The sequence below is a fragment of the Actinomycetospora chibensis genome (assembly GCF_028737215.1).
Taxonomy (GTDB): domain Bacteria; phylum Actinomycetota; class Actinomycetes; order Mycobacteriales; family Pseudonocardiaceae; genus Actinomycetospora; species Actinomycetospora chibensis.
The window spans coordinates 288469-301431 of the sequence record NZ_JAQZAM010000005.1 but is presented as its reverse complement, the minus strand read 5'-3'; the positions used below and the strand labels follow the sequence as shown (position 1 = coordinate 301431).

Annotated in this window: 8 protein-coding genes and 1 tRNA gene; 2 read left to right on the top strand and 7 right to left on the bottom strand. The window is 74.5% G+C overall.

The window, feature by feature from the left end:
- The first annotated feature begins 4 nt into the window (after window positions 1-4).
- A complete protein-coding gene (locus PH189_RS10160) occupies window positions 5-736 on the top strand; it encodes an enoyl-CoA hydratase (protein WP_274188653.1) in 732 nt (243 codons plus the stop codon).
- 4 nt (window positions 737-740) lie between these two features.
- On the opposite strand, the gene PH189_RS10155 is transcribed toward PH189_RS10160, so the two are convergent.
- The 4 genes from PH189_RS10155 to PH189_RS10140 form a co-directional block, all read right to left on the bottom strand.
- The gene (locus PH189_RS10155; RefSeq protein WP_274188652.1) at window positions 741-2204 is read right to left on the bottom strand and encodes an HAD-IB family hydrolase; all 1464 of its coding nucleotides are present in this window, start codon (window positions 2202-2204) and stop codon (window positions 741-743) included.
- Window positions 2191-4581 carry a glycerol-3-phosphate 1-O-acyltransferase gene (locus PH189_RS10150; RefSeq protein WP_274188651.1) on the bottom strand — a complete coding sequence of 797 codons (2391 nt, stop codon included), beginning with the start codon at window positions 4579-4581 and terminating at the stop codon, window positions 2191-2193. Before PH189_RS10150 ends, PH189_RS10155 begins: the two co-directional genes overlap by 14 nt.
- A 127-nt stretch (window positions 4582-4708) precedes the next feature.
- The gene (locus PH189_RS10145; RefSeq protein ID WP_274188650.1) at window positions 4709-5746 is read right to left on the bottom strand and encodes a glycoside hydrolase family 18 protein; all 1038 of its coding nucleotides are present in this window, start codon (window positions 5744-5746) and stop codon (window positions 4709-4711) included.
- A 59-nt stretch (window positions 5747-5805) separates the two neighbouring features.
- On the bottom strand, window positions 5806-6831 hold the full coding sequence (locus PH189_RS10140) for a hypothetical protein (RefSeq protein WP_274188649.1): 1026 nt from the start codon (window positions 6829-6831) through the stop codon (window positions 5806-5808).
- A 520-nt stretch (window positions 6832-7351) separates the two neighbouring features.
- On the opposite strand from PH189_RS10140, the gene PH189_RS10135 reads away from it, so the two are divergent.
- On the top strand, window positions 7352-9142 hold the full coding sequence (locus PH189_RS10135; protein ID WP_274188648.1) for a hypothetical protein: 1791 nt from the start codon (window positions 7352-7354) through the stop codon (window positions 9140-9142).
- A gap of 85 nt (window positions 9143-9227) precedes the next feature.
- On the opposite strand, the gene PH189_RS10130 is transcribed toward PH189_RS10135, so the two are convergent.
- The 3 genes from PH189_RS10130 to PH189_RS10120 all read right to left on the bottom strand — a co-directional run bounded on the left by PH189_RS10130 (window position 9228) and on the right by PH189_RS10120 (window position 12701).
- Window positions 9228-9301 (bottom strand) — tRNA-Pro (locus tag PH189_RS10130).
- Window positions 9302-9324: 23 nt separating this feature from the next.
- Window positions 9325-10317, bottom strand: a complete 993-nt coding sequence (locus PH189_RS10125; protein WP_274188647.1) for a metallophosphoesterase — start codon at window positions 10315-10317, stop codon at window positions 9325-9327.
- On the bottom strand, window positions 10314-12701 hold the full coding sequence (locus PH189_RS10120; RefSeq protein ID WP_337994145.1) for a transglycosylase domain-containing protein: 2388 nt from the start codon (window positions 12699-12701) through the stop codon (window positions 10314-10316). Before PH189_RS10120 ends, PH189_RS10125 begins: the two co-directional genes overlap by 4 nt.
- Window positions 12702-12963: the final 262 nt, after the last annotated feature.

Genomic DNA, 12963 nt, shown 5'->3' with positions numbered 1-12963 from the left:
GCGCGTGATCGGCACCCAGCGCCACGACGACGCGGTCCACGAGATCCGCCTGGACCGCACCGAGCGGCGCAACGCACTCGACACCGCCCACTGCCGCGATCTGCACGCGGCCGTCGACGCCGCCCTCGCCGACGGCGCCCGTGTGCTCGTGCTGACCGGTGAGGGCACGGCGTTCTGCTCCGGCGCGGACCTCGACACCGTCGGCGACCCCGACTTCCTCGCCGCGCTCTACGGCATGCTGCACCGGCTCGCGGAGGTGCCGGTGCCCGTCGTGGCCGCGGTGCACGGGCCGGCGATCGGCGCCGGCACGCAGCTCGCGCTCGCCGCGGACCTGCGCGTCGTCGATCAGGCCGGCGTGTTCGGGCTGCCCACCGCCGGGCTGGGCCTCGCCGTCGACCCGTGGACGGTGCGCCGACTCGCGCTCGTGGCGGGCGGCGGCGCGGCGCGGCGGATCCTGCTGGCCTGCGAGCGCCTCGACCACGACGCCGCCCGTGCCGCCGGCCTGGTCGACCGCGTCGGCGACCGCGACACCGCCCTGGCCTGGGCCGCCGAGATGGCCGCCCTCGCGCCCCTCACGCTGGCCTACAACAAGCTCGCCGTCGCCCGGCTGCTCGAGGACGCGCCGGTGCCCGCCGAGGTCGCTGCGGCGTTCGACGCCTGCTGGGCGAGCGAGGACCTGGTCGAGGGCCGCCGGGCCCGGGCGGAGAAGCGGGCACCGGTGTTCCGGGGGGTCTAGCTGGTCAGCCCTCCCCGGGCCAGTGCGCGAGCGTGTCGATGTAGGACTGCCGGACGCCCTCGATGCGCTCGTCGAGTTCCTCGCGGGTCCAGGACGAGACGTCGATCGGCGGCAGCACGGCGACCTGCACGACGCCGGGGTGGATGATCATCGCGTTGCGGCTCATCAGCTCGCCGGTGTTGCGGAAGACGAGCGGGACGATCGGCACACCGGCCTGCATGGCCAGGTGGAACGCGCCCTTCTTGAACTTCCCCGGCGTCGGGGTGGGCGAGCGGGTGCCCTCGGGGGCGATGACGATCGAGGTGCCCTCGCGCAGGCGCTCGACGGCGGGCTCCAGGGCCTTGACGGCCTGGGCGTTGTCGGCGCGGTCGATGAACGCCGTCTCGAGCAGGCGCATGAGCCCGCCGAACAGCACGTTGTTGGCCAGCTCCTTCTTCGCGACCGGCGCGAAGTTGCCGCGCAGGAGCCCGCCCAGGACGAGGACGTCGAGCTGGCTCTGGTGGTTGAACAGGAAGACCGCGGGTTGCGCCTCCCAGATGTGCCGGGCCCCGTGGACGTCGAGCGAGACGCCGGAGGCCATCAGCGAGAGGTCACCGCCGAGCCCGATGCCGAGGTTGAGCCCGGCGCGCCGCGAGCCGCCGAGCAGCCCGAGGCCGAGCCCGGTGGCGAAGCCGCCCATCATCCCGGCGAACGTCGCCACGGTGCGGCCGATCTCGACCGGCGTGGTCCACGGGCGGCCGTCGAAGTCGAGCGCGGGCCAGGCGCGCTCCGCCGCGGCCCGCCGCAGTCCCGCGCTGGGGTTCACCGCGGCCGGGTGGCCCACGGTGGCCAGGAACGGGACGTCCTCACCGCCGTTGGAGTACGCGAAGCTCGCGTCCAGGTCGACGTCGTGGCTCGCCGCGAACTCCTTGACCGCCGCGGCCTTGCCCTCGCCGTAGGGCGAGCGGCCATCGGGGTGCCCGGTGAGCGTGCCGTCCTCGCCGACCTCGACGGCTGTGTAGATCGTGTGCTCGACGCCCAGGGCCTTCGCGGCCGGCTCCACCTGGAACCGGGTCGCCGAGCTCGCGAGGACGACCGTGTGGCCCTTCTCCAGGTGCAGGCGGATCAGGCGCCACGCCTCCGGGTAGACGCTCGGGCCGATCTCGTCGCGGAAGAGCCGGTTGCCGATCTTCTCGAGCTCCTCCGGCGTCCGGCCCGCCCACGTGCGCAGCGTGATGCCGAGGAACTTGCGGAAATCCTCCTCGCCGTGCAGGCCCTGCCAGCCGCTGACCAGCGTGTCGATCGTCGTCCGCGGGTGCAGGTCGAGGTTCTTGACGTGGTGGAGCATGAAGGAGGTGACCGAGTAGCCCGCGATCACCGTGCCGTCGAAGTCGAAGAACGCGCCCACCTGCGGGCCCTCGGGTGCCGCGGCGACCGCGTCCATGAGGTCGGCGGCGGTGACCGCCGTGCTGGTCTCAGGGTCGGACACCCGCGGACTCCTGTCGGTTCGTCGCGTCGGTCTCGTCGATGGTCACGACTCGTTCCACTACCCCGCGAATCTCCGCGGCGAACGCCCGGCGACGGGTCGCCAGGTCCGATTCCCCCTCGCGGGGGGTGTTCGGGGCCAGGAGGCCCCGGTTGGAGGCGAGCCGCACCGCGGAGGCGAAGAGCTCCCGCGACAGCGACTCGGGCCCGTGCAGCTTGCCCTGCAGCAGCAGCTGGCGCCCGACGGCGGCGGAGCGGTCGAGCAGCGCGTCCTCGTCGACGGGCGTGTCGGGGTCGTGCTCGGCGAGCCGCTCGGCCACCACCCACTGCGCGTCGACGAAGGACCGGAGCACCCGGTGCGCACAGAGGAACCGGCTCTGGCGCAGCAGCTTCTGGGTGCGGGCGACGTCGTGGTCCCCGGACTGCCAGTCGGGGTCGATCAGCGTGAGCTCGCGGATCAGCTCCTCGCGGAACGTCTCCTTGTCGGGGAAGAAGAACTCGTACTTCAGGAGGTCGCGCAGGTCCAGGGCCGCCTGGAAGCCGCGCGCCAGCGCGTCCCGGCCGGTGAGGTCGCCGACCTCGAGGATCGAGAGCTCGACGATCGCGCGGTTGACGAAGTGGTGGATCGCCGAGTTCCGGTAGAACGCGGCGACGATGTGGTGGCCCCGCTCGACCGAGAACACCGGCTCGGAACCCTCGGTGTAGGCGCTGACCACCTTCTCCCGGCGCAGCGAGAGGAGCGCCTCCGCGACGCCGCCGTTGGTACGCAGGGAGCCGATGCCGGTGTGCGGCAGGCCGCGGGCGTCGACGTAGTCGAGCACCGGCTCGACGACCCGGCGGACCTGCGACAGCGTCAGCGCGCGGTCACGCACCCCGAGCAGCGCGAGGGCCGCCAGCGCGATGGGCGTCACCGGCGTGACGCGGTTGATGCGGACGAAGACCTCGAACGCGGTCTTCTGCAGGGCCAGACGGCGCGCCGCGGAGTCCTCCGCCACGACGCCGTCGGCGTCCTCGCCCGTCTGGCTCGGACGCACGTCGAGCGCCGGGTCGTTGGCCGCGGAGAGCGCGGCGCGCAACGACAGCGGCTCGCCGAAGCTCACGTGCACCCCGCCGACCGGACGGCGCTGCGCCCGGGCGTAGCCCGCGAGCCAGCGCAGGCCCTCCGGGGTCTTGGTGGCGCCGGTCTGCTCGGCCGCCATCTGGTGCACTTCCTGGAGCTGGTCATGGATGATCGACACCGGGACGAGGTAGACGTCCTCGGCGCGCCGGGTCTCCACGGCGCTGGCCACGTCGGAGAGCAGCCCGTACTTCGGCGGCCGGAGCTTCCCGGTGCGGGTGCGCCCGCCCTCCATGTACCACTCGAGGTTGAAGCGCTTCGCCGACAGCCACGAGAAGTACTCGCGCACCACGGCCTTGTAGACCGGGTCCCCGCCGAAGCTGCGGCGGATGAAGATGATGCCGCTGCGCCGCGCGAGCTGCTCGAGCCCGAGGATCCGCAGGTTGTCGCCGCCGAGGACGTGGTTGCGCGGGAAGTCGTTGCTGCGCAGCACGTCCGCCAGCACGAACGGGTCGGTGTACGAGCGGTGCGAGGGCAGGAAGACCAGGGCGTGCTCGGCGTTGAGCTCCCGCAGCGGCTCGAGTCCCGCGGTGTCGGCGTGCACGGTCCACGCCTTCTCGTGCATGGGGCGCAGGACGCCGGAGAAGAGGTCGACGGCGCTGGGGTCGAGCGAGGCGACGATGCTCTCGAGGTCGCTGGCCGCCTCGGCGGCCACCTCGTCCTCGGGGCGGCCGGTCTCGGCGGCGAGCCGACGGATCTCGCGACTGAAGTGCGCCGACCCGATGATCTGCGACGCCACCTCGCGGGGCACCTTGAAGCGATTGCCGGTGAGTGCGCGCTCGGCGCGGTCGAGCGCGAGCGTCGCCTGGCGGGCCACGAACCGCACGAAGTCCGCGCTGTCGGTGGAGTCCCGCTCGCGGCGGTGGCGGCGCAGGAGCTCGCGGACCGTGGCCGGGCGTCCGACCACGACCTCGTGCTGCGGCGGGCTGCGGCGCGCGGCCCGGGCGCGGTTCCGCAGGGCCCAGCCGCGGGTGAGGACGTCGGCGAGGCGCAGCAGCATGCCGTCGGGTTCCGGGTCGGTCGCCCACACCACCCGGACGGGGACGAGCAACGGGTTGTCGCCGCGCGTCAGGCGCGCGGCGAGCTGCTCGCTGTCGGCGGGCAGCACCTCGAGGCCCCGCCCGCCCAGCCGGCCGTCCCCACGGACCCGGCCGAGCCACCGGTCGACGAGGCGGCGCTCCATGCCGGAGGGCGCATCGACGAGGACGACGAGAGGCCGGTCCCCGGAGTCCGGGAGGACCGCCGTGTCGACCTGGGTGCTCACGTCTCGCACCTCCCGCGTCTCGCGACACCGCGTGTCCCGGCGTCACCGTCGTGCCTCCGTCGGACCCTACCGGGTGGGATCGCCCGACGACCGGCCGTGAAGGCCGTCCCCCGGGCCCGCTGGTGACCTACGGCGCCGCGGTGAAGCCCTGCGCGATCCGCGTGAACGCCCAGGGCTCCTGCTCGATGCCGCTGCAGTCGTCCGTCTCGTCCTCCGTGCCGGGGCATGAGCCGTTGTCCCGGGCGAGGGCCCAGAAGCCGACGCCGCCGTAGCCGTTGCCCCGGGCGTCCTCGACGACGGCCCGCGCGTCCTCGGGCGTCGTCGTCATGTCCATGTCGTTGCGTCCGAGCATGAACGTCACGCCGGTCCGACGCCGCACGTCGACGGGATCGCTGCCGGGCCAGAGGGCCTCGAGCTGGCCGACGGCGGTGCGCGCGGCGCCGGTCATGGCGTCGGCCCAGGCGCCCTCGTACGAGAAGTTCATGACCATGAGGTTCACGCGCGCGGCGACGCCGGCGGTCGTGGTCTCGCGGACGAGGTCGACGGCGTCGGCGCTCATGCCCTCGCTGACGCCGTCGATCTGCACGGTCAGCGTCACCCGCGTGCCGCGCTCGCGCTGGAGCAGGGCGAGGGCCTCGGCGATGCGGCGGGGCGAGACCTCGCGGCCGCTGTCGGTCTCGACGTCGACGTCGAGGTGGTCGGTGCCGACCGCGTCGAGCGCGGCGCCGTAGGCCCGCGCGAGCGACGGCGCGTCCGGACAGGCCTTCTCGAGGTAGTCACCGAGCGCGCCGCCCGACGACACCGTCACCGTGCCGCCGCGGGACTTCAGGCCGGCCACCCGCGCCATCACGGCAGGGTCGGCGAGCGAGGTCGTCCCGCCCCAGGTCGGGCCGCACGAGCCGTCGGCCCCGGCCAGGACGAAGGCGAGCACGACGTCGGCGTGGCCGGTCGCGTCCGCCATGTCGGTGATCGCCGGCAGCGGCGGCGTGGTGAGGTCGACGTACGGCGCCATCCCGACCGTCGGCAGCGGGCCCTCGGGGGCCGCCACGCCGGCACGTCGCGGGGCGTCCGCCGCCGCGCCCCCGGCCTCCACGACGTCCGCCAGCGCCGGCTCGGGCGTCGGCGTCTCACCGGTGACCATCGGTGCGGTGACCAGGACCGCCACGAGGGTGGCGAGCAGGGAGGCGCGCAGCGACGGCCGGGTCGCGCTGCGGCGGGGCCGGCTCAGGTGTCCGCGCCGGCGTCGTCCGCGGCGTCGGCGGCGTCGTCCTGGGCGTTCGGGGCGTTCGGGACGTTCTGGGTGTCGGCGACCGGCGCCGGGTTCGCGCGAGCGGGGGCCTGCGGCACGACGGGCACCGGCGCGACGACGACCGGGCGCGGTGTGACCCGCGCCTTCGGAGTGGTCGAGCGGGGCGTGCTGCGCGTGGTGGCGCGCGCGGAACGGGTGGTGGTGGACGTCGCCGTCGGCTCCACCTCGGCGACGTTCTGCGCGGCGGGCCCCGGGGTGGCGGTCGGCGCCGGCGGAGCCGTCGTCGGCGCCGGCAGCAGCGTCGGCGCGGAGGTCGGCCCGACCGGTCCGGCCACCGCGCCGACGGCCACGACGCCGACGTAGGACGCGCAGACGGCGGTCGCCGCGATCGCGGCGGTGCGCCAGCGACGGGCCCGACGCCCGGTGCGGTCGGCGAACACGGGCGCAGCGCCGGCGACGGGCGCGGGAGTGGCCGGCGCGGAGGGAGCGGCGGCCGCGGCCCGGCGGGCCGCGCGACCCGGGTCGGGCGAGGCGCTGATCAGCGTGGTCGTCGCCCGCGCCGCGATCTCCTCCGGGTCGGAGCGACGGGCGGCGGGGCGCTTGACGCGCACGGGTGCGGGGCCGGGGGTGGCGCTGGTGTCGGCGCCGGGCGGCGTGACCGCGGTGGCCTGCGTCGCGCCGGTGGGCGGGAGCGGGCGGGGGACCGGGCCCTGCAGCGGGACGGCGCGTCCCGGCGCCTCCGCGTGCCGGGAGCGGTCGACGGCGCGCGTCGACGGAGTGTGGGGTTCGGGAGCGGGCCGCGGCGTGGGCACCACGGCGGCGTGCCGGGTCGCGGGAGCCGGCTCCGCGACCAGGTCGGCGACACGCGTCGTGTGCCGGGGCTCGGCCTCGCGGCGCGGGGCGGGGCGCACGAGGCCGTCGACGGGGTCGGGCGCCGGGCGCGCGTGGCGCTCCGAGGCCCCGGACCCGTCCGGTCCGGCCGAGTGCCGTCCGCCCGTCACGGGCGTGGCGGTGGCAGACCGCGCAGGCGCGGCGTGCCGCCCGGTGGGCGGCTGCGGTGCCCCTCCGTGTCGCATCGTGTCCCCGATCCGTGTGAGAGCCCCCCGACAGGGTGATCCGAGGGGACCATCGTCGGTCGACATCGTGTCGTTACCGGACGGAGACCGACAAGTGCTGGTTCCGACGAGGGAACGATCGGCACTCGGCCGTGGAGAGCACGGCTGACGGACGTACGACGCATGCTCGGGGCGATCTCGGGTCACCGAGCCCGACCGCGGCAAGCGGGCGGTATCCGGGGCGCGGTGCTGACGATCGCCGCGTGCGGGGCATACCGTCCACGCAGGCACCCAGGGCGTGATCGCTGTCGTTCCGGCGGATCGCGGGGGTGCGCCCACCCCGGACCCGGTGGTGCGGTGACCCGACGCGCGGGCATCGCTCGGTGTGCTCGGGGGGCTCCGTGAAGACACAGCCATCGTCGCCGTTCCGGACCGACGGACCATCCGGCGAGCACGGGCCCGTGCGGTGAGCGAGGTCCGAGCCGCGGCCGCGACACCCGCCGGGAGCGGCGACCCGACCGACGTCGATGCGCAGGGCGACGTCGACGACGCCGGAGCCACGTCAGCAGCCAGGACGCGGTGGGGCGGGGCCGTGGCCGTCGGTGTCCCCTCGATGGTGCTCGGCCTGCACTCGGCGTCCTACGGGCAGTGGATCGTCGACGACGCGGGGATCACGTTCGCGTACGCCCGATCGCTCGCGACCGGGGCGGGTCCGGTGCTCCAACCCGGTGCCCCGGCGGTGGAGGGCTACTCCGACCCGGCCTGGCTGGCCCTGCTCGTGGCCGCACACCGGGTGGGGCTGTTCGACCACGGCGCCTGGTTCGGCGTGCCCGACCTCGTGGCGCTCCCCAAGGTCCTCGGCTGGCTGTGCGGGGTCGGGGTGTTCCTCTGCTTCCTGGCGGCAGCCCGGGCCGTCTGCGGCCGTCCGGTGCTCGTCGCGACCGTCGCGGGCGTCGTCACCGCCGTGATCCCGTCGTTCGCCATCTGGACCACCAGCGGCCTGGAGAACGGCCTGCTGGCCCTCGCCGTGGTGGGTATCGGCACCACGATGGTCCGTGCGGTCGCCGCCGGACGGGTCCACGTGCCGTCGGTCGCGGCGACCTGCGGGGCCCTGGCCGCGCTCGCGGCGCTGACGCGGCCGGAGGGGATCGTGTACGCCGCCGCGTACCCCGCCGTCGTGCTGCTGCTGCGTCCCGCGGGGGCGCGGCTCCCCGTCCGCGCGATCGGGACCTCGCTGGCGGCGGCGGCTCTCCCGGTCGCTGCCCACCTCGTGTGGCGGGTGCTGGCGTTCGGCGACGTCGTGCCCAACCCTGCCCGGGCCAAGGAGCAAGGCCTGCCGACGCTCGACGGCCTCGCTCACCCCGTGGTGCTGGTGACCTATCTGGGCTGGTCGGCCTGCCTGCTCGCCGTGGCGCTGGTCGCCGCCGCGTGGGCCCGCCGCCCGCAGGTCGGTCCGGCCCTCGTCGCGCTGACGGTCCCCCTCGGGCTCGCCCTCCTCAGCTTCGCGGTCCTCGCGCCGGACTGGATGGAGCAGGCCCGCTTCGCGACACCCCTCTGGCCCCTCGGTGCGCTGGTGACCTCCATCTCCGGCGTGGCCCTGTGGGGCGGGGCGACACGGCGCCACCGGCGGTTGCTGGCCGCGGCTGCCGTCCCGGTCCTGCTGCTCTCGATGGTCGGCTGGTCGGTCCGGGCCGCGTCGTTCCGGGCGGCGCCCACGGTCACGGTGTGCGCCATCGCCCTGAACACTGGCCTGACGACCAACACCTACGCCGACCTGCTCGGGGTGCGCGACGGCTCGTTGCTCGCCGTCGACGCCGGTGGCACCGCCCTCACCAGCCGGCTGCGCTTCGTCGACCTCGCCGGCCTCGCGGACCGCAGGATCGCCCGACACTGGCAGGACGACGACATGCCCGGCCTGCGGGACCACGTCTTCGAGCGGGTCCGACCGACCTTCGTCCGCCTCTGGACCGGCTGGGCCGAGCTCCGACGCTCCGGGCTCCTGGCCGATCCGCGTCTCGCCCGCGACTACGTCCTCATCTGGGGACCGAGCTCCGGCGGCGGGACGTGGGTCCGACGGGACGTCGTGTCGACACCCGCGGGCCGCTCGGGGCTGATCGAGGCCGCCCGCCGTGGCCCCCGCATCGCCGCGGGCATCGAGCGGCTCTATGCCGACCCGGTGCAGCGGTGGTGGTGCGGGCCGACGATGCGTCCCTCACCCGAGGGATCCGACCCGATGCGGGTGCCACCTCGACGATGACCCCCGACCGACCGGCCCCGGAACGCACACAGCCCCGAACCCGTGAGGGTTCGGGGCTGTGCCGATGTCCTGCGACATCACGACGTCGGGGTGGCGGGATTCGAACCCACGGCCTCCTCGTCCCGAACGAGGCGCGCTACCAAGCTGCGCCACACCCCGGAGGCGATCGCGCAGACGGAACTCTACCCGTTCGCCCCCGACCGGGCGGACGGGGGCCGTCCCCCGCGCTCGCCGGCGGTCGCAGGCGTCGACGAGGTCGGGCCGGGACGGGGCACGAGCTCGAGGAGGGTGGCCTCGGGACGGCAGGAGAACCGCGCGGGCGCGTACGGCGAGGTGCCGAGACCCGCCGAGACGTGCAGGCGCATGTGGGAGCCCCAGCGCGACGCGCCGCGGGCGCGGGAGCGGTCGACGCCGCAGTTGGTGACGATCGCGCCGTACCCGGGCAGCCGCAGCTGGCCGCCGTGGGTGTGGCCCGCGAGCACGAGGTCGTAGCCGTCGGCGGCGAACGCGTCGAGCACCCGGGGCTCGGGGGAGTGGGTGAGCCCCAGGCGCAGGTCGTACGGCTCGTCGGCGGAGCCGGCGATGCGGTCGTAGTCGTCGCGGCCGATGTGCGGGTCGTCGACGCCGCCGATCGCGAGGCGGAGTCCGTTCACGGTGAGCGTGTGCCGGGCATGGGTGGCGTCGAGCCAGCCGTGCTCGAGGAACGCGGCGCGCAGGTCGCGCCACGGCAGCTCGGGGCCGAGGACCCGGTGCTGGGGGTTGAAGAGATAGTGCGTGGGGTTCTTCGGCTTCGGCCCGTGGTAGTCGTTGCTGCCCCACACCACGACGCCGGGCGTGTCGAGCAGACCCCCCAGCGCGCGCAGCACCTCGGGGACGGCGCGCCGGTGGGAGAGGTTGTCGCCGGTGTTCACCACGAGGTCCGGTGCGAGTTCCGCGAGCCCCTCGACGAACCGCTGCTCCAGGCGCTGGCCGGGCCGCAGGTGCAGGTCACTGAGGTGCAGCACGCGCAGCGTCCGGCCGGCGGCGGTGACCGGGTCGAGGACCTCGAGGCGGGCGGTCCGCAGCGCGAACCAGTGCCGCTCGATCCCGACCGCGTAGCCCAGTCCGAGGGCGCCGGCGGCGGTCACGCCCGCGGCGGCGCGCAGGGCCTTCCCCGTGATCGTCGTCCCGCTCATCCGCCGCCTCCCGTCGCTCCGGTGTTCGCTCCCCCCGCCAGGGGTGGCGGGCCGCTCGGCGGCGTCGGCGGCGAGGGCACCGTCCCGTTCGAGACCTGCAGCGTCACGATCTGGTCGGGGAGGACCGAGCCGCGCGGGTTCTGCCCGACGACCGTGCCGGCCGGGGCGCGGTTGCCCACCTGCGTCTGCGTGACCTGGAAGCCGGCGTCGCGCAGCTCCTCGGTGGCCTCGTCGACCTGGTCGCCGACGACCTCGGGCACCTGCTCGTTCGTCCCGCCCTGCAGGTAGCGCGGGCTCGTCGGGGGCAGGGGCGCGACCGGCAGGGAGGCGAACAACGGGTTCATGGCCTTGAACCAGGTGCGGGCCGGGGTGGTGCCGCCGAAGAGGTTGCCGTCACCGCACGGGAACGGCGGGTTGTCGCCACCGCCGTCGCAGAGCGTCCGGGGCGACGACGAGTCGTCGAAGGTGATCACCGAGCCGGCGTACTGCGTGTTGAAGCCGAGGAAGGCGGCCGACCGGTTGTTCTGGGTCGTTCCGGTCTTGCCGGACAGGGGTCGGTTCCAGCCGTTGGCGGCGGCCGCGGCGGCCGCGGTGCCGCCGGGCTGGTCGTCCTTGCTCAGCCCCGTCATCAGGGTGTCGGCCAGCGCCGGGTCGACGACCTGCTCGCAGGGCTGCTCGACGACCGGGACGGGGGTCCCGCTCGAATCGGTGATCGACTCGATCGGCGTGGGCGGGCACCACATCCCGCTCGAGGCGAGGGTGGCCCCGACATTGGCGAGCTCGAGGGGACTGGTCGGCGTGACACCCAGGGTGAACGAGCCCTGGTTCTGCTCGCGGGCGGTGTCGGCGATCGACGACCCGTCCGGCCCGGGCTCCGCGAGTGAGCGCAGGCCGAGGCGGACCGCCATGTCCACCACCGGCGGGACGCCGGTGGTCTCCATGAGCTTCACGAACCCCGTGTTCGGCGACTGGGCCAGCGCATCGGTCATGCTCAGGAACGGTGCGAGACCCTCCTCCGCGTTGCGCACCGGGAACGGGTTCCCGGCGCCGTCGCGGTAGATCGGCGACGCGTAACCGTCGGGTGGGATCGGCATCTGGTAGTTGATGCCCAGCCCCTTCTCAAGGGCGGCGGCCGCCGTGAAGATCTTGTACGTCGAGCCGGCGCCGAGGTTCACCGGTTCCCACGGGAGGCCGTAACTGGTCTGCAGGGCGTCGCCGTCCACGCCGAAGATGCGATTCGCGCCCATGGCCACGACGCGGTGGCGGTCGCGTCCGGGCTGGACCGTGGACATGACGTCGGCGACGTTCCGCTGTTGCGCGGGCACCTCGTCGTTCAGGGCCTGCTGCATGGCGTTCATGGCGTTGCGGTCGAGCGTGGTGCGGATCGTGTAGCCGCCGCGGTTGATCTGCTCGGACGAGATGCCGGACTCGCCGAGGTAGTCGACGACGTACTTGCAGAAGAACGCGGCGTTGCCCGCGCCGATGCACCCGTTGGGCGGCGTGGCCAGCGGCTCGACGATGCCGAGCGGGGAGGCGACGGCCTCCTGCGCCTGCTGCTGGGTGATCATGCCCTGGCCCAGCATCTGGTTGATGACCTCGTTGCGCCGGCCGGTGGCGGCCTGCGGGTGGCGGGTCGGGTCGAACTGGGTGGTCGACTGCACCATGCCGGCGAGCAGCGCGGCCTGCGGCACCGTGAGGCGCTCGGGCGTGGTGTTGAAGTAGGTCCGGGCGGCCGCGGCCACGCCGTAGGAGTTGTTGCCCAGGAAGACGATGTTGAGGTACCGCTCGAGGACCTCGTCCTTCGCCTCGCGCTTGCTGCGCCCGGACGCGAGCTGGCGCTCGAGCTGCAGGGCGACGCGGACCTCGCGCAGCTTGCGGGCGTAGGTCGGCTCGGTGGCCTCGAGGCGCTCCGACTCCGTCTGCGCGGTGACGTAGAGCTGGTAGTTCTTGATGTACTGCTGCGTGAGCGTCGAGGCGCCCTGCTGCGTGGAGCCCGCGGTCTGGTTGGTCACCAGCGCGCGCAGCGTGCCGGTCCAGTCGACGCCGTCGTGCTCGTAGAACCGGCGGTCCTCGATCGCGACGATCGCGCCGCGCATGGCGGGCGACATCTGCTGCAGCGAGACCGGCGTGCGGTTCTGCTCGTAGAGGTAGGCGATCGGCGCGCCCTGGTTGTCGGTGACCGTCGAGACCCCGGGCAGCTGGCCGGCCGCGAGGTCCGACGACGTGGCGTTGACCGTGTCGCTGGCGTCGTTGGAGATCAGTCCCATCGCGCCGGCGAACGGGAAGGTCATGCCCGCGACGATCACGCCCGCCACCAGGCAGATCGCCAGGAGCTTCGTGATCGGTCGCACCTTCGCACCGATGTTCCGTTCGCCCCTCGCCACGACGGTGAGGGTACGCGGTGGGGAGTGAACGACCTGTCGGCGCGGCCCGCGCGTCGGGTGCCGCGCGGCGGTGCGGAGCGGCGATGCGGAGTGGATCCCGTTGTGACGGGAACCGAGCGCCCATACAGTGCGTCAGACCCCAGTGACGGGCAGGGCGCGCCCGGGGACGGATCCGGCGCGCGCACGTGTGGCGCACCTGCGGGGAGGTGTGTCCGCGGACGAGGTGCCCGCACGGGGACACGAGGGTGGGGACACGACGTGA

Excerpts from the sequence above, each read along its gene's own strand:
- PH189_RS10125 (WP_274188647.1), bottom strand. The coding sequence starts at position 10,317 with ATGAGCGGGACGACGATCACGGGGAAGGCCCTGCGCGCCGCCGCGGGC.